This window comes from Winogradskyella aurantiaca, from assembly GCF_003362725.1.
GTDB classification, from domain to species: domain Bacteria; phylum Bacteroidota; class Bacteroidia; order Flavobacteriales; family Flavobacteriaceae; genus Winogradskyella_A; species Winogradskyella_A aurantiaca.
The window spans coordinates 274,562-298,477 of sequence record NZ_QKTV01000001.1 but is presented as its reverse complement, the minus strand read 5'-3'; the positions used below and the strand labels follow the sequence as shown (position 1 = coordinate 298,477).

The window sequence follows — 23,916 nt, the reverse complement described above, 5'->3', positions numbered from 1 at the left end:
TTAGTCTAATTAATAAGCTTCTTACTAATACTGAGGTCCCCATTCAAACTTATAAGGGTGATATAAACCCCTCTTGAGAAGTTAAAGTCTGTTTGTATCGTAGTACTGTTAGTCTCTGGTTCATACTCCATCACACGCTTCCCTGTCATATCGTATACCTGTACCTTATCTATTACTATAGAGGATTGTACATGCAGGATATCATCCTTGATATAGGCAATGGTTTCTGTAGTATCAACGTCTTTAGTACTTAGCTGATTGGCATTATATCGCAGTACAAATCTATCTTCATAAGTACCTTCATCAATTGTAATGGTTGCTGGTGCTTCTTTTAAATTGTAGGTAAGACCAGTGAGTAAGTCTTCCAGAATAATCGGTAAGTCTTCTTCCATTAATGCCTCTCCATCCAGCTTATCGATTCCTATAGTGTATTCACCCGTTGCTGGAATCTGTACACCTAAGTTAACCACATCCGTATCATCAAATGGTAATGGCCTTCCCTGTATAACCATTCTCCCCTGTTCAAATGGTGAATAGATGGCCAACTCATTAGGCCCCTTATTTAAGAACGCTTCATACAATCTGTCCATCCCTGTTGTAGCACCATCTAAATAGCCAATTAAAGTAGAAGCCGATTGATCATTAGCATCTACAATACCCAACCAAACACGCTCCTTTTCAGGCTCGGGTTCTGGGCTAGCATTACCACCACTGGTACGATAGAAATCAGTATTATCCAATACGCTATCTGACACCCCGTAACGCATGGTATTTCTAAATTCTATATTTCCTTCTGACGCCCCATCATCTACTTTTACAAAAAATCCTTGTCCCGCGGCAATATTACCACTAAACGTACGAGATGGTACTGATCCAACAGCATTATAAGTAATAAAGGAATCAGCATAACTGTATACAAAGTCCTGATAGTAAGGGCTTGGATTGCTGCTGGATAAAGCCCCTGAACGGCTCCAGATATACACCGCACCCGTCAACCTACTATTGGCGGGATGGGTTAAGAATTTCTCCGCACTTATTGCTGAAGGATAGGGATTACCCACTAAATTCCAATGCTTATCTCCTGTATCCTGTGCACCAACAGATTTAGCAAGAAACCGAGTTACTAATCCATTATTAGGGACTCCTTTATAATCCACTGTAAAATCAACTGCTGATGGGACCCTGGCTATATAACCGCGCCCCATATCCATGGCACCCGTGTAAGAAATCCAGTCACCATCTGTACCATTAGCGTTCACAGCCCTTACATCCCATAAAAAACTGCGATCGTTGGGTATGTCACTTAAGTCAAAATCCGCTACCGGTGAAGACCAGTATATGTAATCATACAACTTCAAATTACTCGTGGTACGCTTCATGTCGATCTCGCCAGTATTGTCATTGGTAGAAACATCGTTGATCTGAACCAGACTAGCATTATTTTCTAACACAAACGTACCAGCAGGGACAGCAGGGATAGGAGTTCCATCAATATCTGTAGAAGCAGGGATCTCATCCTCTACAGTAAATCCATCAAAAACTTTAAGGCTATAACCTGAAGGTATCACAACATCACTCCCAGCAGATACCGTACAATCACAACCCTCTAAATCCACAGATTCATTGTAGTCTTCATCAAATCTTAAACTACGTTCTTTATCCTCTACGGCAATTTCACCTGGTCCTGATCCATAACCTACTGGTAATTGCCAAGATGACCCATTCCAGAATGCTGGTGTCCCTCCTTCATTAAGTGTCACCGGTACAATTACAGCCCCGTAGGTGTTGGAAACTATTACCCTATATGTTCCCAGGTCTGACGAACTCACTCCATTGAACTCAAGATCTTCATCAATTTCACCTGCTAATTCAGAGTTATATTTATACCACTGGTAAGACAGAGCTTCATCTGCCGTTGGAATATATCCAGAATTATTTTCTTCTCCATCGATTGTAATACCAACCTCAAACGAGATTATGTTTGAGCTCGGAAGTTCGCAAACGTAACGAGAGGGAGGTCTACTGGAAATAAAAGGAGATCTAATGGCGAAAGCTGATTTATTATAAGCCATAAATGCCAAATCGGCCTTTCCACCAGCAGACATATTAATATTATTGATATCTGCTATATTGGTGGCATCAATAGCAAATTCTTCAAGTTTAAAGGCCATCATCCTTAAAGGTCTTGTAGCGTTGTCACCCAGCGCCTTATTTCCAGGAACCGCAACATCAAAGCTCACATTCTGTTGGTACCTGTAAAAATCCCAATTATTGGTTGCTAATGGTTCATTTTGAGATTGGTTTTCTTCAATGTAAAGCCTTATCGGGCGACCAACTACGTTCCCATTGATATCCGCATAATAGTAGATATCCCAGGCCCCGGCTTGAGCAATCTGGGTTAGAACTAAATCTGGTATTTCATTTCCTAATGCTCCAACCTGACCATTGCCAGAAAAAAATCGTACGGTGTTGTTTTGATTAAGATTGGTTATTCCTGTCCCCAATTCTAATCCGTTAACCCCATCAATTAGAGTGTCGTATATCAAAAGGTTGTTTAAGTCAGAGTAATTTGAAGCAGGAGTTCCATCACTTTCAGGGCTGCCCGACAAGCCATCTGATGAATCGGCAGCTGCTAAATAATGACCAGAATTTGTAGTCCCCTCAACCCCATTCGTCGAATAGGCTTTATATTCCTGAGAGACGAATGTAATTGCATTATCAGTTAAAAGTTGGTCATCAACTCCTGTTGAATAAGTTACCCCTTTATACGTAAATGCTAAAAGTTCGTGCTTATCATCAACAATATCAGTTTTGCTAGAAAACCTAGAAAACCCATTCATATTAGTAAAAATCTCTGTAATCTGATCAACCGGATTTGTAGCACTACCTGTTTTTCTATGAACGCGTATGGTAGGTGCAATAAAATCAAAAGTTACAGAGGTTGAAGAACCATTAAATGTTAAGACTCTTCCTAGTCGGTCATTTGAAGCGCTATTAAATGGATTAATATCTTCCGACGCGTCATTAGCCCTACTAGTTTCATTAATCTCAAATGTAATGGTTTCGGAGTTTACAAATGTCTCGTTATCAATGGCAATCCCATTTATAATCAAGTTGTTTTCCATACCGGGGGTAAACCCTGTTCCCGTAATAGTAACTTTTGATTCCCAAGTAACCCTCGTTGGCTCAACATTTAAAATGGTTTGAGCACAAACAAATGACATCTCAAATGAAAATAGTGTCAAAAGTATGACTAAGTTGATTGACTTCAAATTGAACATTAGTGCGGTCTAGCTATGTAAATTGTTAAATGTCAGCTAGCAAAGGTCGATATTCATCAAAATAGACGAAAACAATTCAGTTAATCGACAAAAATAATCGCCATATGAGTTTAATCCGAGGAGAAATAGATATCTCCAGGATGTAGCATATGGCTATTATTTTAATTTTATTGTTTTCTAATTGATGAGCTTCTTACTAATATTGATTTCTCCGTTCAAACTTATCAGGGTGATATAAACCCCTCTTGAGAAGTTAAAGTCTGTTTGTATTATAGTTCTGTTGGTCTCTGGTTCGTATTCCATTACCCGCTTCCCTGTCATATCGTATACCTGTACTTTATCTATTACCATAGAGGATTGTACATGCAGGATATCATCCTTGATATAAGCTATGGTTTCTGTAGTATCAACGTCTTTAGTACTTAGCTGATTGGCATTGTATCGCAGTACAAATCTATCTTCATAAGCACCTTCATCAATTGTAATGGTCGCTGGTGCTTCTTTTAAATTATAGGTAAGACCAGTGAGTAAGTCTTCTAAAATAATTGGCAGATCTTCTTCCATTAATGCCTCACCGTCTAACTTATCAATTCCTATAGTGTATTCACCCGTTGCTGGAATCTGTACACCTAAGTTAACCACATCTGTATCATCAAATGGTAATGGTCTTCCCTGTATAACCATTCTCCCCTGTTCAAAAGGTGAGTAGATTGCCAATTCATTAGGTCCTTTGTTTAAAAACGCTTCGTACAATCTGTCCATCCCTGTTGTAGCACCATCTATATAACCAATTAGGGTAGAGGCCGATTGATCATTAGCATCTACAATACTCAACCAAACACGCTCCTTTTCAGGCTCTGGCTCTGGAGTGGTATTACCCTCACTGGTACGATAAAACTCAGTGTTATCCAGGACACTATCTGATACCCCAGAACGCATGGTATTTCTAAATTCTACATTGCCTGGTAACACCCCATCAGCGACCTTTACAAAAAACCCCTGTCCTGCGGCAATATTACCACTAAAGCTATCTGCCGGCACAGATCCAACTGAATTGTAGGTGATAAAGGAATCGGCATAATTATATCCAAAATCCTGATAGTAAGGACTTTGATTAGTGCTGGATAAGGCTCCTGAACGGCTCCAGATATACACCGCACCAGTTAACATACTATTGGCGGGGTGGGTTAAGAATTTCTCGGCACTTATCGCCGAAGGATAGGGATTACCCACTAAATTCCAATGCTTGTCCCCAACATCCTGAGAACCGACTGAAGTTAAAGCAGGCTGAAGTATTCTACCGTTATTAGGCACCCCTTTATAATCCACCGTAAAATCGGCAGCAGACGGAACTCTAGCTATATACCCACGACCCATATCCATGGCACCCGTATAATAATTCCAGTTACCATCCGTACCATTGGCATTCACAGCCCTTACATCCCATAAATAACTGCGATCATTGGGTATGTCACTCAGCTCAAAATCCGCTACCGGTGAAGACCAATAGATGTAATCGTACAGCTTTAAATTACTCGTGGTACGCTTCATATCGATCTCGCCCACATTGCTATTAACGTCCGTATCTTTGGTTTGAATTAAACTTGCCCCATCGTTAATAATTAACTGACCTGCTGGTGTCATGGCTCCTGTTGGATTACCATCGTCATCCAATTCGGGGGTTGCCGGGCCAATACTTAACTGACCATACAATCGTAAGGCTTTTTGATTGGTGATTTCAACTGTTTTCCCCGAAGGAATAACACAGTCACAGCCCACCACATCAGAGCCATTAATAATAACATCTTCTTGCCAGATCAATCGCCGGTCTTCATCGGCAACAACCGTAATCCCAGAACCAGGGTTAGGTGTTCCTTCGGCTACGTACCCACTTGGAAAATTCCACTGGGTACCATCCCAGATAGCAGGTACTCCCCCTTCTTCAATGGGCACCGTAACAATCGTGGTACCATAATCGTTACTGATTCTAATTCTGTAGAGCCCTAACTCTTCAACACCTACATCAGTAACCGTATAACTTGAAATAGCATTCTCTCCGGAGGGAGATATGATAGGAGCAGTTGAGGGAGAAACATCAGAATCTGTTTGAATCAATGTATTAAAACGGAACCACTCAAACGTAAGTCTTTCTTTCTCTAATTCGTCGGAATCCCCAAAAGAAAAACCACCATCAACACTTGCTGCAACTGTAAAAGCCACATCAATATTACTAGGAACTTCACAGATGGACCGTCCACTAGGCCTAACCCTAACCTCAGGAGATCGAATTTGAAAAGTAGCTCCATTATAAGCTAGAAACGGAATATCAGCGGTTCCGCCAGCACCAGCATTAATATTTTCTATACTTGTGATATCAAATGCCGGGTTGACATTATCACCTATTCCAAAATCAGATAATTTAAAGGCAATCAACCGCATTGGGCGTTGCTGCGCATTCCCATAAATGCGTTCAATAGGTTCTGCATCATTAAAGCTTACTCCTGGAAAGGTTACACGATACTGATCGTTCTGCCAGTGCGATAAAGGTGGGTTATGTGCATCGCTATTGTTAATGCGAATGCTAATGGGGCGTCCAACAATATTACCCAATTCATCTGAATAATAATAAACATCTGTACCCCCGGCTTCCGCCATATTGGGTATTAATAAGTCGGGGACCTCATCCGCGGCGTTACCCACTTCACCATTTCCACTAAAGAATTGTATTTCAGTAGTTTGATTTAAATTGTTAATTCCTGAACCGATGTTAAGCCCGTTCTTCCCGTCAACCAAGACGTCAAACATAGATAAGCTTCTTATATTTGCAAAAGCTGGTTCATAATCTTCATCATTAGGGTCAATATTAGGAGCGCTTCGAAATTCCACTGTACCCTCTAATTCCTTACCATCCACATATTCACCAGTGAAAATATGATGCTGCTTTACAGTGGTATTTTGCACCCCATTAGTAGAGTAAGCTTTAAATCGTGTACGATCGTATTGGCCCGGTATTGGATCTCCACTACCGTCCACGATCTCACTTCCTAGAAACTCTTCTAACAGATCATTATCGGCTCCAGTGGCATAGACTATACCATCATATTTAAATCCGAGTAAATCATGGTAATTATCGGGTATAATTGGGTTATCTGGTCTCTCACTAGCCGGTTGATTACTGTAGGTCCCCCATGACGATCTCCAGGCAATTGGCGTATCTTCAAAATTACTAAAGGTCATGTAGTCAATTGTCCCATTAAAGGTAGCTGCTCCACTAACCTCTGAACCAGCGATATTGCCATTGGACTTTCCAACAAAACCGGCATTACCTCCTGACCATTCTCTAAAAGAATCATATCCTAGATAATTTGAGGCTGCTGTTATTGTATTTGAATAGTCTATACTACCGTCATCATCTTCATCCCACTCAATGGTCAGTTGTCCACTTGTCAGCAAGCCTTGTCTAGGCTCCAAGGTCACTAATAGCCTTCCGTTCTTACCAGCAAACGTCGAAGCAGGTAATACAAGTCTTGCACAACCATTAGCAGTTACAGTACGCCCGTCACCCCCTCTGGCTACAAAATCACCTGAACTGTTGAATCCAATAAACATTCCACGTCCCCGACCACCAGCTTCTACTAAAATTCCTGTTGGGACGGCTGGAAACTGAAGTCCAAAAAACTCCCATCGTCCAAAAGTTCCAGAATTAAAATCACCTCTATTAAAGGCATCTCCTTGTTCGTATCGTTTTAAGCCACCATAATCAGTGTATATTTCTTCTACTCTATTAGGTGCTAGAATTCGTCCGTCAATAATATTTGCTGGGGCACTTGAAACGGCGTGAATCATAGCCGTTGGTGCGATATAGGTAATATCTACGGGTTGATTAGAGATCTCAACGTCAATTAAACCAGAACCCAAATCAACCTGCAATTGTCTTGTCAGATCCTCTGGAGCAACTGCCGTTGCCGGAGTATTAGTTGTCACATTACTTCTTCCTATGATAAAAAACATTCTGGTCCCATCGGCACTCACCGACTTGCTGCCAGCATCCATGCCCCCGCCATTATCAAATCTTATAGTATTAGCTATGGCCTGAGTAAAATCAGTTCCTTCAATCGTAATAGTAGAACCATTGGTTACTCTCGTAGGGTACACATCTGTAATTGTTTGCGCCCATACATTTATAGCCATACTATGGCTAAGTAATATCGCAAGAGTAATGAGAGTGGTACTTTTAAAAAATGACACAGACGACTTAAAGACTTGAGGGGTAGTCATTTTTATCTCCGTAGGTAGAGTGTGTTTTTTCATGACTTTTAAGTAGTTGATTAATAGCGTGCTAGCAAAGTTATGCAATGATGAGTCCCAGCACTTAATAATCAAGGCATACTGCGTAGATTTTCGTTTAATTACGATGTTGAATTAACCACAAATCACGTCATCGTTATTTTTGGTAGCTTATGGAGTACGTTTTGCATTTATATTAATTGAAATTGCTTGCCTGGAAGCGGCCTAACAACTCCTTTTAGTTCCATATTCAACAAAATACCTGCTAGCTTAAATGTTGGAATATTGCACTTAATTGCAATGACGTCTAGTTGTTCCTTATCTTGATTCTTGAGAAAGTTAAAAACTACCCTTTCCTCAGGGTTCAATTCAACAAACATCTTTTTTTGAATGCTCGGTTTTTGCTCTGGCTCTAATTGCCAGCCTAAAATGTAGGGCACATCCAGGGGGTTGGAAAGCAAATGAGCTTGCTGCGTTTTAATGAGGTTATTACATCCTTTGCTTTGATTGTCCGAAGCTCTTCCTGGTAATGCAAAAACGTCTCTGTCATAAGAATTAGCAATATCTGCTGTTACTAAACTGCCCCCTTTTTCTGCAGATTCAATAACTATAGTTGCCTCTGATAGGCCAGCAATAATGCGGTTTCGTTTTAAGAAGTTATTGCGATCAAATACGTCGGTACTCCAAAAATCTGTAAAGAACCCCCCATGATTTTCGACAGCATTGACATATTTACTATGCGCTTTAGGGTAGATCTGGTTTAATCCATGAGCGAGGCAACCTATCGTTTGTAAATTATGGTTTAAAGCAGCCTTTTGAGCAGCAATATCGATTCCGTAGGCGAATCCTGAAACAATAACTGGATTATATGGAAGGAGCATTTCAACCAGTTCATCACAAAAAGCCAAGCCGTAGTTTGTTGCTTTTCTGGATCCAACTATACTAATAATACGCTTGTTTTCAAGATTAATATGTCCTTTGGAAAATAATAGTGCCGGTCCGTCAATACAGTGTTTTAAATTACGTGGGTAGTTGTCCTCCAAAAAGTAGTGCACTCGGACCTTTTCATCTTTAATAAATCTAAGTTCCAATTCAGCAGCATCAAAATGTACTTGATCATGAAGCCCCTGAAGTGCAAACTGTCCTATGCCATTTATCTTGGACAGTATTTTTCTTTTTTCTTTAAAAACCGCTTCGGCTGATCCACAATGAGCAATCAATTTCTTGGCGATGGTAGATCCAATATTTGGAACATTTTGAAGCGCCAATACTGCCAGAAGCTCATTTTCTGTCATAATAAATCAATGATAATCAACTAAATGTACATCTTTTTTCGGCTGTTAATAACTAAGAACAACATGATTTTAGTGTGATTTAAAAATTTATAACTTTGTTTTACTATGCCATTGGAGACCTACATAAGCGATTTACTATACCGCTACGATTGTGTTATCATCCCTGAGTTTGGGGCGTTTTTAACAAAGCGTATCTCAGCCCAAATTGATACAGAGAACCATTTGTTTTTACCACCATCAAAGGTGTTGTCCTTTAATTCGCAGTTGCAGCACAACGACGGTTTATTATGCAATTATGTAGCCGAACTTGAGAAGATCCCATATGAACAAGCGCTTGGCCTGATTTCCGATGCAGTTTCAAGGTTTAAGAAACATATTGCAGAGCAAAAGACTCTTGAGTTTAAAAATATTGGCGCTTTAGTTTTAGATGCCTCTGGATCTTTGGTATTTGAACCTAATGCCTCTATTAATTACCTGACTTCTAGTTTTGGTTTATCTGATGTGGCCATAAACGCCATTGAACGCCAAGCCATTAAAGAAGTAGAAGTCATAAAAGAAAGCGCTGCTCCAGTTCTGGCGCATCCAAGTGGTGAGCGTCGAAGAAACTGGATTGGCTATGCAGCTGCTGCAGTTGTAGTCCTTGGGTTAACGGGCTTTGGCGGGCTTAAGTATCATGAGAAAAATGTCAACGCACACAATCTTATGGTTCAGGATGAAGCTAATAAAGTAGTTGAGTCGAAAGTGCAAGAGGCTACTTTTGTGATATCAAATCCGCTACCAAGTGCCCTATTAGAGATTGAAAAGCAAACTGGTAATTTTCATATTGTAGCTGGTGCTTTTCGTGTGGAAGCCAACTCTGATAAAAAGGTAAAACAACTAAAAGCACTTGGGTATAAAGCACGTAAAATTGGGGTCAATAGATATGGACTTCATGAAGTAGTTTATTCCAGTTATTCGTCTCGCCAAGAAGCTCAACAGGCCCTTAGAACAATTAGAATTAATCACAATCCTGAAGCCTGGTTACTCATTAAAAAAATAGACTAATTCCTCTCCTGTTATAAATCTTAAAACTAAATTTCGACTAACTTTGTCGTGAATTTTGATTTATGGAAGGAAAAACGGCATTTCAATCTAAAACCATTGTTACAGACTTGGTTTTACCCAGTGAAACCAATCCCATTAATAATCTGTTTGGAGGAGAACTTCTGGCCCGTATGGACAGAGCAGCAAGTATTGCGGCAAGAAGACATTCCAGACGAATTGTAGTTACGGCTTCAGTAAACCACGTTGCTTTTAACAGATCAGTTCCTTTAGGAAGTGTTGTTACTATTGAAGCCAAGGTTTCAAGGGCTTTTTCGTCCTCTATGGAAGTCTATATGGATGTATGGATTGAAGACCGTGAATCTGGTGAAAGTATTAAGGCTAATGAGGCTATTTATACCTTTGTAGCCGTTGATGATACTGGACGCCCAGTTAAAATACCGGCTTTAATTCCTGAAACTGAACTCGAAAAAGAGCGCTATAAAGCGGCTCTAAGACGTAAACAATTAAGTCTGGTCCTTGCTGGTAAAATGAAGCCAGAAGACGCTACCGAGTTAAAAGCGCTCTTCTTTGATAATTAAACCTTCTTTCATGTCTTGGGGTCTTAAGTAAAAACACACCCTATCATGAATCGAATTATCTTCATTGCTTTAGTCTCAATTGTTCTATTAAGTAGTTGTAGAAGTCGTGTGGTTGTTGCAGAACCACAAACTGTTACTGTTGTAAAAAAATTACCGCGATCCTATAAAGTTGTCAAAATAAAGGGGCATCGCTACTACTATTTTAATGGCAGACATTATAAGAAAACACGAAAAGGCTATGTTGTTGTGCGGGTGTAAATTTATTTAGCCAGCCAGTATTCTGGGTTTTGCGCTTTGGTATTCTTATACACCCCAAAGCCTAAATAAGATTCCCCTGAACGTTTATTGGTGAATACCTCACCAATAACCTGACCTGCTTTTATTTTTTCCCCAGTCTTCACATAGATCTTACCCATATTTTTATAAACGGTCAAATAATCTCCATGTTTAACGATTATAACTGGGTTTGCTCGTTTAATAATTTGTATGCGCACTTCACCCTCGAACACTGCCTTTACCTTTGCTTTTGTTTCAGTCGCAATAATAACTCCTTGATTGTTTACAGTTGCTGATCGATCGCTTAAAGACCGCCCTCGGCCGAACTTGGACTTAATAACTCCTTTTTCTACAGGCCAATCCAAATTGCCTTTATTAGCAGCAAAACTGGCAGCGATTCTTTTTCCCTCTGGGGTAAGAACAAATTTCCCTGTTGATTTGGTATTTCCGGCCTTCTTATTGGATTCTGCAATAGCAGCCTTAATCAATCTATCAATCTCAGCGTCAATGCGATCAATCTCCTGACGTCTTTTTTTAATGTCGGCAGCATACTTATTCATGTTCTTCTTTAAAGCCGACATTGCCTCTTCTTGCTGAGACATTTCTAATTGTAATTGTTCTTTTGCCTCTCTATTCTGAGCTACTAATTTGCTTTTGTCCTCCTTCTGGTCCAACAATTCAAGATTTAAATCTTGAAGTTCTTGTGTTTTAAGTTTAATCTCATCTGCTTGATCCGCCTGATAGGCTCTGTACTGCTTCATGTATTGGAAGCGTTTATAGGCCTGTTTAAAATTATCAGATGATAACAAAAACATGATTCTGGATTGATCGGATTTATTCTTGTAAGACCTCACCACCATTTGAGCATAATCCTTTTTAAGGGTTTCTAGCTGGACACGTAAATCCGAAATTTTTGCTTGATTGTTATTGATTTGTCGTGTTAAGAAATTAACCTGATCATTAGTGACCTTAATTAAATTCTGGCGAACACTTACTTTGTAGTTTATATTTTCAACCAGATCCACTATGGATTTTTGCTTTTTCCTATCTGTATTAAGCAGGCTCTCCATCTGTTTAATCTCACGCAGATATTGCTGCCTCTTGGCTTCCAATTGTTTTTGGGTTCTATTTTGAGCCGGAAGTGAGCAAGGCAATAAGACCATTGCAGAAATAAAAATGACGTATGTAAGCAGTCTATATGTCATTTAACTTGTATCTCCTTATACCCAGCTGGAATTTTAAATGGAAAACGCAATTCCTTATCGAGATTTATGGATTTAAACTCAAGGGCAATGGCCGCTTCATCTTTTTGATCAACTGCCACAATTCTAATATCCTTTGGCAGCACTTGATCTTCTACTTCCTGGTAACTTTTATAATCTACCTGAAGCATCCTTCTATTCTTTGGCTGATACAGCTCCAAGGCATCTAATTTAAAATGTGATGGATTAATTAAATACAGAATATCAAGAAGTGCATCAGACTCTTTGGGTTTTAAGATATAGGAAGATTCAGTTATAGAAACCTGATGTTGGGGATTCTCAAGATCGTATATGGCATGCCCCAGCAATAAATTCTGAACCTTTATAAAATCAAGGTCAACGCCCGCAAAATCTGAAATCAACTGGTAATCTCCGTCAAAATATTCATTATCAATTTTTGAGTAATACTGTACCTTTTCAGGAGTGATTTTTAATCTAGCCAAACCTAATGTAGCACTGAGCCAGATCACCTTATCTTTCTCCATTCTTAAACTAAAAGACACCCCTTGCGTTTTACCTCGCTGTGTTAAGTCTACCTTAACCTTAGCCTGAAGTGTTTTAAAATCGGTAAACCGTTTTTTATGTGTTTTAATTAATTGCCTTGTACTAAGATCGGCATTAGGTTCTCCTGAAGCCGTTAATCGTTTAGCTGAGTTACATGAATAATTTAATAGGATAGCTAAAGACGATACTATAACTACTGCTCTTTTAATAAACACTGGCTTCATAATTGGGGCTTTACTTCTGCTGTTGTTTTAAGGATTCTGCCTTTTTAGCAAACGTTTCGGACTTGCTATTATTATTTAATTGCTTGTAAGCAAAACTCAACTCCTTGTAAAAATCAATTTCCATTTCTATATCGTCTACCAAAAAATCCAAACCCATTTCAAGACTTTCAATTGCTTTTTCTGTACTAAACAAACGGTTATTAGAAACCCCATTAATTAAATAGAGTAAAGGCTGAGCGGGATATAATTCTAAAGCCTCACTGCTTTGCTCAGCCACCTCAGTATACTGTTCAAATTCAATTTTTAATAGTAGTACATCTCTCAAAAGGTCATAATTAGTTGAATCCTCCTCAAGCGCTAAGCTTAAATTTTCTAAGGCTTTCTTTTTTTCACCATTTTGGAGATAGAAATAGCCCAATTCAAATTTCGATTCATTTTCTGAAGCAATTTTTGAGGTCACTTCCAAAAGATCGTCTTTATACTCTGGATTTATTTGAGCTAGTTTTACAAAATCATTCAGAATTAAGGTTTTTGTTCCGGCATCGACCTTTGAACTATTAAGAACAATTTTCATGGAGTTAACAGCTTCATTGGATTTTCCCTGCCTCAAAGCATATTTATAAAGCGCTAAATGAGCTAACTCAGATTCAGGAATTTCTTGAATCAACTTTTGGGCAGTTTCGTAAGCTTCGTTCTCCATTCCTAATTCACTATAGCGATAAATTAAATTCAGATAATTCTCTTCATTCTTAGGATTCTCAATGATACGCTGCCTTAAGTTTTCAATGCGTCCCCCATCATTACCTGTGGCATTGTAAATATCGTCTCTCATTGCATCTCTTAAAACGGTTGGGCCAAACTCCTTGTCCAATTCATCCAACAATTTAAGGGCTTGCTGAAACTCTTGTTGCTTAAGATATAGTGTAGCAAGATCCTGCTTATAATCTGGATGAATGTCTACAAGCTGCTTTACAATCTGCATGGCTTTTTCGGTAGCTCCTTGTTGAAAATACACATCGTATAATTCATCTAAAATCCATTCCTCCCCAGGCTTTAATTGTAGGGCTTTTTTTAAGGCCTGATCCGCCTCGAGATAGAGCTGTAAAGCTTTGTAGTTCTTTCCAAGCTCGAAATATACTTCGGGTAAATTTGGATTGATCTGAAGGCACTGTTGTAAAGCTTCAATGGCTTTTTCATGGTTTTCAATGCCCTTTTGCTTTAAGGCCTCAAAAAACAACTCCTGGAATTGATCTTCTACAATGCCCATATCATCTTCTACTGGGGTAGCAAGGGGTTCCTGAGTCCAAACTAAAAGTGGAACACTTAATAATAGTATGATACTCAGTTTTTTCATCTCACTAGTCCAAATGACTGTAGTCACCAATACTTATTCTTGTATAGTCACCCTTATAAGTAACGTGATTACCAATCATGGCTTCATCCAAGGTAGCATTTTTGATAGAGGTATGATTTTGTATTAAGCTATTTTTAACTTCACTATTGTCTATTACACAATTAGCTCCTATGGATACAAACGGACCAACAGTACTATCTTTGAGCACTGTATTAGGTCCAACAATACACGGTGGAATGATCTTAGAATTAATGAATTCAACCGAATCATCAATCATTGTCTCAAGGCCATCAGCCTCAATAAACCCTAACATTTTAGCATTGGTTTCCAGAGTTACGTTCTTATTACCGCAGTCCATCCACTCATCCACGGTACCTGTTTTAAATACCTTACCAGCTGCCATCATTCGCTTTATTCCATCATTGATCTGATACTCGCCCCCATTCATTACATTTTCGCCTAAAACCTCCTGTAATTTTGCTTTAAGCTCTCCAACCTCCTTAAAGTAATAGATGCCTATAACAGCTTGATCACTCACAAATTCTTCAGGCTTTTCAACTAACTCGACAATTTGATCCTTGTCATTTAATTGCACAACACCATAGGCCTCTGGATTATCCACCTTTTTAGTCCAAATGACGCTATCAGCTTCTGAATCCAGATCAAATTCAGCCCTTATTAAGGTGTCTGCATATGCAATGACTGCAGGTCCCGAAAGTGAGGGTTCAGCACTCATTATAGCATGCCCAGTTCCTAATGGTTGGTCTTGACGGTAAATGGAGGCCTTTGCGCCTAATTCTTCAGCTAATGAAGTTAAACTTGATACTACGTCATTCCCAAAAAAAGCAGGGTCTCCCAAAACAAAAGCAATCTCTTCAATTGGTTGTTTTAAGACCTTAGCAATATCCTTCACCAATCGGTGAACTATTGGTTGTCCTGCAACGGGAATCAAGGGTTTGGGAACTGTTAAACTGTGAGGTCTTAAACGCGAGCCTCTGCCCGCCATTGGAACAATAATTTTCATAGATAGGGATAATAAACCGTCTCGCTCTCAAAAATTAGAAGCTTGAGGGTTCCATAATTTTACTTTATTATAGTTTTTAATACTTCCATTTCATATTTCGCAAAACTGTAATCATCAATCATTTAGTTCCAGTACTTCCAAATCCTCCGGTGCCGCGAGCTGTTTCAGATAGGACCTTTACCTGTTCCCACTCTATTCGACCGTATTGAGCAATGACCAATTGGGCAATCCTTTCACCGTTATTAATTTGAAAATCCTCATTGGATAAATTGACTAAGATGACACCAATTTCACCTCTATAGTCAGCATCAATAGTCCCTGGGGCATTGAGCACTGTAATTCCTTTTTTTGCGGCGAGGCCACTTCTAGGCCTTACTTGTGCCTCATAACCAATGGGTAACTCAATAAACAAGCCCGTACCCACTATGGTACGTTCTAATGGTTTTAAAACTCTACTCTCAGACAAGTTGGCTCTCAGGTCCATCCCTGCTGAAGCTAGTGTCTCGTAGTGTGGTAAATCGTGATTAGATTTATTGATAATTTTAACTGTCATCCTTCCGTTTTTTTACCGTTTTAAAATGGACTCGATATTCTGTTTTTCCGAAATATAAATCGTCAATAAAAATACAACTATAGCCAGGATACCGAAGTAATAATTACCAGAGAGTTGATAAAAACTTATCCACGCTAAACCAGTGCTTAAGGCCAAATAGGTTCCAATCTTTTTTAGGTTATACGGAATCGGATAGTAGTGTCTTCCTAAAAAGTATGAAATGAAAGCCATTAAGCTATAAGCCATAAGAGTGGCCACCGCTGAAGCCTTAAATCCAAATTGCGGAATAAACACAAGGTTAATTCCCAATGTGACTAATGCACCAATGACCGAGATAATAGCCCCATATTTAGTGCGATCTGTAATCTTGTACCAAACAGAGAGGTTATGATATATGCCTAGAAAAAAGTTAGCCATTAGTACAATAGGGACAATCCACATAGCTTCCCAATACGCCTCACTTCTAATAATAAGAACTTTCAATACATCAGCAAAAACTACTACCACCAGAAGTATGCAAGACCCAATAGCTACAAAAAACTCAAGAATGCGGGCATAGTTGGTCTGGGGGTTTTTAGTATTTGCATGGCTGAAGAAAAAAGGTTCCACCCCTAGGCGAAACGCCGTAGCAAACAAGGTCATGAATAAAGCCAGTTTGTAACAGGCAGAGTACATGCCTATTTGCGTATCTGCCACATCAGATGGTAAAAGGCCTTTCAATAATATCCTGTCAAAAGTCTCATTAATAGAAAATGCTATTCCTGCAATTAAGACAGGATAGGCATAACGCATCATACGCATCCAGAGTTGCCTATTAAAACTCCATTTTAATCTTATGTAGGTTGGGGACACCATTACTAACGTAAGGCCACTTGCAATGATGTTGGCCCATAGAATGTAACTTATTTGATACCCTTCGATATATAAGGAATCCCAAAAGTTTGAGCTTTTTGACAATTCGGGTAGCACTAATAGGAAAAATAAGTTTAGACCTAAATTAATGGCTACGTTGCTTAGTTTAATTATGGTATAAGTGGTGGCTTTAGTTTGAGCTCGTAACCAGGCAAACGGAATAATTACAAGTGCATCCAAAAACAAGATCCATATCACCAACTTAAGGTATCTAGGTTCAATGACTGTTATTTGGGAAATCTGGTCTATTGAAAGGTAACTTATAACTAAAAAAATAAATGAGCTGACAATTAAAGAGATACTTGAGGTCCCTACAATAGTATCCTGGTCTTTTTCTTTGTTATAAAACCTGAAAAACGCAGTTTCCATACCATAGGCAAGAATGACATTGAATAAAACAAAGTATGAGAATATTAGGGAGACAGTACCGTACTCAGCGGGGGACCCTAGAACCTTTTCCGAAGTATAAAGTGGCACCAGGAGAAAGCTTAGCATACGGGGGAGTACTGTTGCTAATCCATAGATAAACGTTTGCTTGAATAATGATTTTAACGCCATTTATTCGTAAAATGTAATTGCATTAAAATTCATTTTGGCAACTGAACTTAATTTCTACGCTGTTTAAGTTTCTCTTCATAAAAAGGTATGTTTTCAAACTTAATATACTTAAAAACCGTGTTCTCTAGATAAGATACAACACAATTCTCGTGTTCTAATTTCATGTCAAATACATCCTTATTTTTTTGGTAGAGTTCAGCATTTGACTCGGAAGTTTTTACATCATTGCTTTGCAGATCAAAATTATTTAGATTTCTGAATGATATACTTGCCTTGTAAATAAGAGAATTCTGTTTTAAAGGGATTAATTTTGCAGAGTAGCCCTGAAAAAAAATAGAGTCCAATTCAACAGAGGAATTCTCATCTAACACTACCGTGCACAATACTCCACCTCCTCCACCTTTTACCCCAGCAGTCCAGTCTTCATAGTAGACACTTTTTATAGCGCTAGTTTGGTCATTAAAATCTCTGTGGAACTCTATTCCATTATCGAAAATATAACTGTGATTATAAAAACATAATAGAACTAAGAGGAACATTTTCATTTTCGAAGCTTTCTTTATCGCTTTGGTAAAAATAAAAAACCCTGCAATATGCAGGGTTTTTGTTTTCTTTTAAAGTCTAATCTGTTCTATCAAACCTTATGTTTGAATTAACTATTTAAAGCCTCAGCTCCACCAACAATCTCTAAAATTTCGTTGGTAATGGCAGCTTGTCTTGCTTTATTGTATGTTAACTTCAATTGATCTCTAAGCTCTGTGGCGTTATCTGTTGCCTTGTGCATGGCCGTCATTCTAGCGCCATGTTCTGAAGCAAAAGAGTCTCTAACACTCTTAAACAACTGTGTTTTAAGAGACTTAGGAATTAAGGTTTCTACTATTTCTAATTTAGAAGGCTCAAAAATATAATCCAAATTATTATTGGCGTCACCCTCTATAGGTTTTATTGGAAGAAACTGTTCTGTCATCACAATCTGTGTGGCCGCATTCTTGAAGCTATTGTACACAATATCTACACGATCGTATTCCCCTTCTTCAAACATGGTCATTATTGCATTGGCAACTCGTTCAACATTCTCAAAAGTGAGATCATCAAAGACATCACTTTCATTAGCAACTACCAAGTTACTTTTAGAAAATGCATCATTCGCCTTTTTTCCAATAGCTAATACAGAAACACTTTTCCCTTTGTAGGTATCATTCATTAAATGCCCTACCTGCTTTATGATATTAGAATTGAAAGCGCCACATAACCCACGATTAGAAGTAATTGCAACAAGCAATACCTTATTAATAGGTCGCTGCTCTGCATACTTACTACCACTATCAGCATCCAAAGTTGCACTTAAGTCCTGTAATAACTCAGTTAGTTTGTTGGAATAGGGTCTCATGGCAGTAATAGCGTCCTGAGCCTTTTTCAACTTAGCTGCCGACACCATTTTCATGGCACTGGTAATCTGCATCGTTGAGGATACTGAGGATATTCTATTACGTATTTCTTTTAAATTCGCCATTTTTAAAAATTAAAAGTTTCAAATCCGAATGCGCTCGGACTTCTAATTATGCAAACTTTGCTGAAAGGTCTTTAGCTACCTTTGTTAAAGTATCTATAACCTCATCAGTTAATTTACCAGCTTTAAGGGTGTCAAGTACGTCTCTGTGCTTGGCATTTAAGAATTCGATATAATCTCTTTCAAATTCTTTTACTTTTTCAACTGGAACTTCCTTTAATAGGTTTTTAGATCCCGCATAGATGATCGCTACTTGATCTTCAACTGTAAACGGATCGTTTTGAGCTTGCTTTAAGATCTCAACATTACGCTTACCTTTTTCAATTACATTTAATGTAGCAGCATCTAAGTCTGAACCAAATTTGGCAAAGGCCTCTAATTCACGGAACTGCGCTTGGTCTAACTTTAAGGTACCTGCTACTTTCTTCATGGATTTAATCTGTGCAGAACCACCAACACGAGATACCGAGATACCTACGTTAATCGCAGGACGTACACCTGAGTTGAATAAATCTGACTCTAAGAAGATCTGACCATCTGTAATAGAAATAACGTTCGTTGGGATATATGCAGAAACGTCACCAGCCTGTGTTTCAATGATTGGTAAGGCCGTTAAGGATCCTCCACCTTTAACAACAGGCTTTAAAGATTCAGGAAGATCATTCATTCCCTTAGCGATGTCGTCATCACCGATTACCTTAGCAGCACGCTCTAATAATCTTGAGTGTAAGTAGAATACATCACCAGGATAGGCTTCACGCCCTGGAGGTCGTCTTAAAAGAAGTGAAACCTCACGATATGCAACCGCTTGCTTGGATAAATCATCATAGATGATTAAAGCTGGACGTCCAGTATCTCTAAAGTATTCACCAATAGCAGCACCAGCAAAAGGTGCATATACCTGCATTGGAGCAGGATCTGATGCATTAGCAGCAACGATTACAGTGTAAGCCATTGCTCCTTTATCTTCTAAAGTTTTAGCAATATTTGCTACCGTAGATGCTTTTTGACCTACAGCAACATAAACACAGAATACAGGCTCTCCTGCATCATAAAATTCTTTTTGATTAAGGATGGTATCAATACAAACAGTTGTTTTTCCTGTTTGACGGTCACCAATAACTAGCTCACGCTGACCTCTACCAATTGGAATCATAGCATCTACAGACTTAATTCCCGTTTGTAATGGCTCATCAACCGGCTGACGGAAGATAACACCAGGAGCTTTACGCTCTAATGGCATTTCGTATAAATCTCCTCCAATTGGCCCCTTTCCATCAATTGGAAATCCTAGCGTATCAACAACACGTCCTACCATTTGCTCTCCAACTTTAATAGAGGCAATTCGCTTAGTACGTTTTACAGTTGCACCTTCTTTAATTTCTTTGGAAGGACCCAATAATACGATACCAACATTATCTTCTTCTAGGTTAAGTACAATACCTTCTAATCCACCTTCGAATTCTACTAATTCTCCGTATTGCGCATTAGATAATCCGTAAGCACGTACAATACCATCTCCAACAGTTAAAACTGTTCCCACTTCATCCAACGAAGCACCTGCTTCATAACCTGAAAGTTGTTGTTTTAATATTGCTGATATTTCAGCTGGTTTTACTTCTGCCATTTTATTTTAGTCTTTAGCTATAAGCCTAGCTATTAGTTTAATGAAAATTCTCTTTTTAAATTATTTAGTTTGCTAACAATGCTAGCATTGTACTCCAAATCACCAACACGCAATATGAAGCCACCAATTATTGATGTATCGATTATATTCTCGAGTTCCGCTGTTTTTCCAGTTAACTCTTGAACCTTTGCGAGTACATTCTTCTTTAAGTCATCCGTTAACGCAACTGCAGTTGTAACTCTTGCTACTTGACTTCCTCTTAAAGTGTCATATAACTGCACATATTTACTGGCCACATCGCCAAGTAAAGACACACGCTTATTGGTGATTAAGGTCTCTATTAAATTTTGGGTTTCTTTCCCTGCTCCTTTGAATACCTGTGACAATACAGCTTTTTTATCAGCAGAGCGAATGACAGGACTTTGAAGCATCGTTGCTAATTCAGGATTATTCTGAATTGCCGTTGAAACTTCTTTCATGTCACCAGCAACCACATCAGCAACTTTTTGTTCCGTTGCCAAGCTCAATACCGCCTTTGCATATCTTATTGCTGCTCTTGATTCTGCCATTAACTATTAGTTTAATGTTGTTTCTTTAAGCATTTCGTCAACAAGTTCCAATTGCTTTTTATCTGTAGAAAGTTCAGCACCCACAATTTTCTCAGCAATTTCCATTGACAATCCTGCAACATGATTTTTTAACTCAGTCATGGCTGCTTTCTTTTCACTCTCAATAGCTGCTTGCGCCTGCTCAATCATTTTATTAGCCTGAACTTGTGCTTCTTCCTTTGCGTCAGCAATCATTTTAGCCTTCATGTCACGTGCATCTTTAAGCATACTTTCTCTTTCAGCTCTTGCCTCGTTTAAAATACGCTCATTATCAGCTTGAAGATTTTCCATTTCTCTTCTAGCTTCGTCAGCCGCCGTTAAGGCTTTTTTGATTCCTTCTTCTCTTTCACTTACTGCGCCTAATATTGGTTTCCAAGCAAACTTTCTTAGAATAAACAATAAGATCATAAACATGATCAGCGTCCAAAAAACTAATCCAAATTCTGGTGTAATTAAATCCATTCTTTTTCTGTTTTAAAAAACTTAAATCTTCGTACTTATAAACCACAGAAGTAACCAACCGTTACTTCTGTGGTTAATTGTTTTACCCTTGTAAGAAAGCAACAACAACACCAAATAGTGCTACCGCTTCTACGAAGGCAGCTAGAATCAATGCAGAAGATTGAATCTTACCGTGCATTTCAGGTTGACGTGCCATAGCTTCCATAGCAGATCCACCGATTCTACCAATACCCATTCCAGCTCCGATAGCTGCTAAACCAGCTCCAATAGCCGCAATTCCAGTAATAGTCATAGTATAAAATTTAAATTAATTAATGATGTGCTTCTTCTGTTGCCATACCAAAATATAAGGCTGACAAAATTGTAAATATATATGCTTGTATAGCGGTTACAATAATTTCGATAACTGTAATGAATAATGCAAATCCAACAGATACCGGAGCAATCGCTATGGTTTTAAATACAAATATTAAGGACATTAATGCCAGGATAATAACGTGTCCGGCTGTGATGTTTGCAAACAAACGAATCATTAGAGAAATTGGTTTTACAAACACACCAATAATCTCAATAGGCATTAAAAATATTTTCATTGGTACGGGAACTCCTGGCATCCAAAAAATATGTTTCCAATAGTTCTTGTTGCCACTAACATTAGTAATGATAAATGTTAGTACAGCTAAGGTAAAAGTGAAGGCTATATTTCCACTTAAATTAGCACCATTAAGGATTGGAATTAATCCAAAGATGTTATTGATCCATATAAAGAAGAATATAGTTAGTAGGTACGGCATGTACTTTTTGTACTTCTCTTCACCTATCATTGGCCTTCCAATTTCATCTCTTACAAATAATACCAAAGGTTCCACAAAACTTGCGATTCCAGAAGGTACGTTGTCCTTTGAATTTTTATAGCGTCTTGAAGCTGATAAGAAAATTAATAACAGCACGACCACTGATACCATCATCATAAAGACATTCCTTGTTATAGAAATATCTATTGGTCTTTTGGCATTCGTAGGATGATGTTCTGCATCATAAGTTACTTCTGTCTCTCCCTCGTTTAACACGTAGACCTTTTCATGAACATTTGCAAATTTCTGTCCATTCTTTTCAACGATAACTTCTCCTGAATAATCATGATGAAACTCTGATGATGAAAACACAGTGAAACCATTATCAGTATAAGTAATTACTGGAAGAGGAATGGATATTGGGTGACCGTCCCAATCAAATAAATGCATCCCATATGCATCTTTTACGTGATGTAAAATCATTTCTTTTGGATCGAACTCAGCATCGTCTCCTGACTCTTTATCTGAACTTGCGAATCCGAAATTTCCAATTACTAAAAACGTTGTGATTAATAAAAGGTTTCTGAAAGTGTTGATTCTCATTATGTACGCTTAAAATCCCTGACTTTAAATTCGCTGCAAATGTACGCACATTATGTGAATTGACAAACAAATATTAGGCTCTAAAATCTCGATACTTTAATTCATCATATCCACCTGATAAACAGTGTGTTGTGACTTTAAATCTATTGCTTCTGTAAGAACCTTGTCAACGCAAACACCTCAAAGAACAAATAGAGGAAGTATGGAATGAAAAAATTGAATACGTCTGGCTGCTTATTTTCAAATTCAGAAAGTAAGAGGGGTAGTAAAAAAATTATGGCCAAGATCATCTTCAAAAAGGTCAATACCATAAACAAATTAAAGATGTCTTTTTTTCCATTTGAAAATCTGTAGTTGATGGTAGAATACAATACCGTCGTAATAAGTACGTGGAATAGATAAATCTGCCAAAGTGGGAAAAAGAAGTTGATCTCTTTAGCAAAGTGGCTCAATAAATATGCATGAATTCCAAAAACCACCAGCGTTACTCCTACTAACTGCAGTAAAAATGAAATCTGACGTTTTCTAAATTCTTCCATACCCGATTAATTTGAAGCTGCAATAATACGCCTAATCACATAAACTATGGCCCCAATTACAGAGAATAATGTCAAGCCTAAGGTAAACCAATTCGACTCGTTTGGATACCGCTCATCAAGTTTAACACCAACAAAGGTGCCAACAGCAATAATTCCAAGCATCTGAAGACCCAAACCAGATAATCTGGCATATGAGTTAAGCTGGTCTTTCTTCTTTAATGGGTTCTTGTCTTTTGGCTGATTCATGAGACAACGGTTTAACAGCACCTTTCATGCTACAAATCGCATTGAAATTGGCACCAGGCTCAACCGCCAATTTATTGACTTGTACTTCTCCATCTATTTGTGCTGTGGATTTTAAGGATAGCGTCCCGGACAAAATAAGTTTCCCTGAGAAGCGACCTTCAAAATCTGCATTCTCACCATGCAAAGTACCTTTAATTGCACCTGTCTTACCGACAACAACTTTTCCTGTGGTTTTAACATTACCCTCAATACTACCATCAATTCTAAACGGTCCTGAGCTAATAACATCACCGATGATTTTCGTGCCCTGGGCAATAACATTTTGTTGTGAACTTGTTTCCATACCTAACTTGGTTTTTTTTTGATCTGAAGAGA

22 protein-coding genes are annotated in these 23,916 nt (G+C 38.4%); 3 read left to right on the top strand and 19 right to left on the bottom strand.

The window, feature by feature from the left end; translation table 11 throughout:
- Window positions 1-5 precede the first annotated feature (5 nt).
- The 3 genes from DN064_RS01390 to dprA all read right to left on the bottom strand — a co-directional run bounded on the left by DN064_RS01390 (window position 6) and on the right by dprA (window position 8,863).
- Entirely contained in the window at window positions 6-3,281 is a 3,276-nt protein-coding gene (locus DN064_RS01390; protein ID WP_115460817.1) for a T9SS type A sorting domain-containing protein, read from the bottom strand.
- A 177-nt stretch (window positions 3,282-3,458) separates the two neighbouring features.
- On the bottom strand, window positions 3,459-7,592 hold the full coding sequence (locus DN064_RS01385) for a hypothetical protein (protein ID WP_157962194.1): 4,134 nt from the start codon (window positions 7,590-7,592) through the stop codon (window positions 3,459-3,461).
- A 167-nt stretch (window positions 7,593-7,759) separates the two neighbouring features.
- Entirely contained in the window at window positions 7,760-8,863 is a 1,104-nt protein-coding gene (gene dprA, locus DN064_RS01380; protein WP_115460815.1) for a DNA-processing protein DprA, read from the bottom strand.
- Between the two features lie 105 nt (window positions 8,864-8,968).
- Here dprA and DN064_RS01375 point away from each other — a divergent pair, with 105 nt between their 5' ends.
- The 3 genes from DN064_RS01375 to DN064_RS01365 all read left to right on the top strand — a co-directional run bounded on the left by DN064_RS01375 (window position 8,969) and on the right by DN064_RS01365 (window position 10,743).
- Window positions 8,969-9,907 (top strand): HU domain-containing protein, encoded by a 939-nt coding sequence (locus DN064_RS01375; RefSeq protein WP_115460814.1) that lies wholly within the window; start codon window positions 8,969-8,971, stop codon window positions 9,905-9,907.
- 62 nt (window positions 9,908-9,969) lie between these two features.
- Window positions 9,970-10,485, top strand: coding sequence for an acyl-CoA thioesterase (locus DN064_RS01370; RefSeq protein WP_115460813.1), 516 nt, complete (start codon window positions 9,970-9,972; stop codon window positions 10,483-10,485).
- A 45-nt stretch (window positions 10,486-10,530) separates the two neighbouring features.
- Entirely contained in the window at window positions 10,531-10,743 is a 213-nt protein-coding gene (locus tag DN064_RS01365) for a DUF6515 family protein (protein ID WP_232827342.1), read from the top strand.
- Between the two features lie 2 nt (window positions 10,744-10,745).
- Here the strand turns inward: DN064_RS01365 and DN064_RS01360 are convergent, their stop codons facing one another.
- The 16 genes from DN064_RS01360 to DN064_RS01285 all read right to left on the bottom strand — a co-directional run bounded on the left by DN064_RS01360 (window position 10,746) and on the right by DN064_RS01285 (window position 23,884).
- Window positions 10,746-11,966, bottom strand: a complete 1,221-nt coding sequence (locus DN064_RS01360) for a murein hydrolase activator EnvC family protein (protein ID WP_232827341.1) — start codon at window positions 11,964-11,966, stop codon at window positions 10,746-10,748.
- Window positions 11,963-12,751 carry a DUF4292 domain-containing protein gene (locus DN064_RS01355; protein ID WP_115460811.1) on the bottom strand — a complete coding sequence of 263 codons (789 nt, stop codon included), beginning with the start codon at window positions 12,749-12,751 and terminating at the stop codon, window positions 11,963-11,965. Before DN064_RS01355 ends, DN064_RS01360 begins: the two co-directional genes overlap by 4 nt.
- A 10-nt stretch (window positions 12,752-12,761) precedes the next feature.
- Complete coding sequence (locus tag DN064_RS01350) at window positions 12,762-14,105, bottom strand: tetratricopeptide repeat protein (protein WP_115460810.1); 1,344 nt, start codon at window positions 14,103-14,105, stop codon at window positions 12,762-12,764.
- A gap of 4 nt (window positions 14,106-14,109) precedes the next feature.
- Window positions 14,110-15,129 carry a sugar phosphate nucleotidyltransferase gene (locus DN064_RS01345; protein WP_115460809.1) on the bottom strand — a complete coding sequence of 340 codons (1,020 nt, stop codon included), beginning with the start codon at window positions 15,127-15,129 and terminating at the stop codon, window positions 14,110-14,112.
- A 118-nt stretch (window positions 15,130-15,247) separates the two neighbouring features.
- On the bottom strand, window positions 15,248-15,682 hold the full coding sequence (gene dut, locus DN064_RS01340) for a dUTP diphosphatase (RefSeq protein ID WP_115460808.1): 435 nt from the start codon (window positions 15,680-15,682) through the stop codon (window positions 15,248-15,250).
- A 12-nt stretch (window positions 15,683-15,694) separates the two neighbouring features.
- Window positions 15,695-17,152 carry a lipopolysaccharide biosynthesis protein gene (locus DN064_RS01335; protein ID WP_115460807.1) on the bottom strand — a complete coding sequence of 486 codons (1,458 nt, stop codon included), beginning with the start codon at window positions 17,150-17,152 and terminating at the stop codon, window positions 15,695-15,697.
- Between the two features lie 47 nt (window positions 17,153-17,199).
- A complete protein-coding gene (locus DN064_RS01330) occupies window positions 17,200-17,697 on the bottom strand; it encodes a hypothetical protein (RefSeq protein ID WP_115460806.1) in 498 nt (165 codons plus the stop codon).
- Between the two features lie 107 nt (window positions 17,698-17,804).
- Window positions 17,805-18,665, bottom strand: a complete 861-nt coding sequence (gene atpG, locus DN064_RS01325) for an ATP synthase F1 subunit gamma (RefSeq protein ID WP_115460805.1) — start codon at window positions 18,663-18,665, stop codon at window positions 17,805-17,807.
- Window positions 18,666-18,711: 46 nt separating this feature from the next.
- Window positions 18,712-20,289 (bottom strand): F0F1 ATP synthase subunit alpha, encoded by a 1,578-nt coding sequence (atpA, locus tag DN064_RS01320; protein ID WP_115460804.1) that lies wholly within the window; start codon window positions 20,287-20,289, stop codon window positions 18,712-18,714.
- Between the two features lie 32 nt (window positions 20,290-20,321).
- On the bottom strand, window positions 20,322-20,858 hold the full coding sequence (atpH, locus tag DN064_RS01315; RefSeq protein WP_115460803.1) for an ATP synthase F1 subunit delta: 537 nt from the start codon (window positions 20,856-20,858) through the stop codon (window positions 20,322-20,324).
- Between the two features lie 6 nt (window positions 20,859-20,864).
- A complete protein-coding gene (locus tag DN064_RS01310; RefSeq protein ID WP_115460802.1) occupies window positions 20,865-21,359 on the bottom strand; it encodes a F0F1 ATP synthase subunit B in 495 nt (164 codons plus the stop codon).
- Window positions 21,360-21,441: 82 nt separating this feature from the next.
- Complete coding sequence (gene atpE, locus DN064_RS01305) at window positions 21,442-21,651, bottom strand: ATP synthase F0 subunit C (protein WP_188373240.1); 210 nt, start codon at window positions 21,649-21,651, stop codon at window positions 21,442-21,444.
- A 19-nt stretch (window positions 21,652-21,670) separates the two neighbouring features.
- Window positions 21,671-22,756: a F0F1 ATP synthase subunit A gene (gene atpB, locus DN064_RS01300; RefSeq protein WP_115460801.1), complete on the bottom strand. Its 1,086-nt coding sequence runs from the start codon at window positions 22,754-22,756 to the stop codon at window positions 21,671-21,673.
- A gap of 143 nt (window positions 22,757-22,899) precedes the next feature.
- Window positions 22,900-23,295 (bottom strand): hypothetical protein, encoded by a 396-nt coding sequence (locus DN064_RS01295; protein WP_115460800.1) that lies wholly within the window; start codon window positions 23,293-23,295, stop codon window positions 22,900-22,902.
- 6 nt (window positions 23,296-23,301) lie between these two features.
- The gene (locus tag DN064_RS01290; RefSeq protein WP_115460799.1) at window positions 23,302-23,541 is read right to left on the bottom strand and encodes an AtpZ/AtpI family protein; all 240 of its coding nucleotides are present in this window, start codon (window positions 23,539-23,541) and stop codon (window positions 23,302-23,304) included.
- A complete protein-coding gene (locus DN064_RS01285; RefSeq protein ID WP_394347472.1) occupies window positions 23,492-23,884 on the bottom strand; it encodes a bactofilin family protein in 393 nt (130 codons plus the stop codon). The genes DN064_RS01290 and DN064_RS01285 overlap by 50 nt, the downstream gene beginning before the upstream one ends.
- Window positions 23,885-23,916: the final 32 nt, after the last annotated feature.

Excerpts from the sequence above, each read along its gene's own strand:
- DN064_RS01355 (WP_115460811.1), bottom strand. The coding sequence starts at position 12,751 with ATGAAGCCAGTGTTTATTAAAAGAGCAGTAGTTATAGTATCGTCTTTA.
- atpH (WP_115460803.1), bottom strand. The coding sequence starts at position 20,858 with ATGGCAGAATCAAGAGCAGCAATAAGATATGCAAAGGCGGTATTGAGC.
- atpG (WP_115460805.1), bottom strand. The coding sequence starts at position 18,665 with ATGGCGAATTTAAAAGAAATACGTAATAGAATATCCTCAGTATCCTCA.
- DN064_RS01360 (WP_232827341.1), bottom strand. The coding sequence starts at position 11,966 with ATGACATATAGACTGCTTACATACGTCATTTTTATTTCTGCAATGGTC.
- DN064_RS01330 (WP_115460806.1), bottom strand. The coding sequence starts at position 17,697 with ATGAAAATGTTCCTCTTAGTTCTATTATGTTTTTATAATCACAGTTAT.
- DN064_RS01375 (WP_115460814.1), top strand. The coding sequence starts at position 8,969 with ATGCCATTGGAGACCTACATAAGCGATTTACTATACCGCTACGATTGT.
- DN064_RS01390 (WP_115460817.1), bottom strand. The coding sequence starts at position 3,281 with ATGTTCAATTTGAAGTCAATCAACTTAGTCATACTTTTGACACTATTT.
- DN064_RS01290 (WP_115460799.1), bottom strand. The coding sequence starts at position 23,541 with ATGAATCAGCCAAAAGACAAGAACCCATTAAAGAAGAAAGACCAGCTT.
- dprA (WP_115460815.1), bottom strand. The coding sequence starts at position 8,863 with ATGACAGAAAATGAGCTTCTGGCAGTATTGGCGCTTCAAAATGTTCCA.
- DN064_RS01310 (WP_115460802.1), bottom strand. The coding sequence starts at position 21,359 with ATGGATTTAATTACACCAGAATTTGGATTAGTTTTTTGGACGCTGATC.
- DN064_RS01335 (WP_115460807.1), bottom strand. The coding sequence starts at position 17,152 with ATGGCGTTAAAATCATTATTCAAGCAAACGTTTATCTATGGATTAGCA.
- DN064_RS01365 (WP_232827342.1), top strand. The coding sequence starts at position 10,531 with ATGAATCGAATTATCTTCATTGCTTTAGTCTCAATTGTTCTATTAAGT.
- atpE (WP_188373240.1), bottom strand. The coding sequence starts at position 21,651 with ATGACTATTACTGGAATTGCGGCTATTGGAGCTGGTTTAGCAGCTATC.
- atpA (WP_115460804.1), bottom strand. The coding sequence starts at position 20,289 with ATGGCAGAAGTAAAACCAGCTGAAATATCAGCAATATTAAAACAACAA.
- DN064_RS01295 (WP_115460800.1), bottom strand. The coding sequence starts at position 23,295 with ATGGAAGAATTTAGAAAACGTCAGATTTCATTTTTACTGCAGTTAGTA.
- atpB (WP_115460801.1), bottom strand. The coding sequence starts at position 22,756 with ATGAGAATCAACACTTTCAGAAACCTTTTATTAATCACAACGTTTTTA.
- DN064_RS01370 (WP_115460813.1), top strand. The coding sequence starts at position 9,970 with ATGGAAGGAAAAACGGCATTTCAATCTAAAACCATTGTTACAGACTTG.
- DN064_RS01350 (WP_115460810.1), bottom strand. The coding sequence starts at position 14,105 with ATGAAAAAACTGAGTATCATACTATTATTAAGTGTTCCACTTTTAGTT.
- DN064_RS01285 (WP_394347472.1), bottom strand. The coding sequence starts at position 23,884 with ATGGAAACAAGTTCACAACAAAATGTTATTGCCCAGGGCACGAAAATC.
- dut (WP_115460808.1), bottom strand. The coding sequence starts at position 15,682 with ATGACAGTTAAAATTATCAATAAATCTAATCACGATTTACCACACTAC.
- DN064_RS01385 (WP_157962194.1), bottom strand. The coding sequence starts at position 7,592 with ATGAAAAAACACACTCTACCTACGGAGATAAAAATGACTACCCCTCAA.
- DN064_RS01345 (WP_115460809.1), bottom strand. The coding sequence starts at position 15,129 with ATGAAAATTATTGTTCCAATGGCGGGCAGAGGCTCGCGTTTAAGACCT.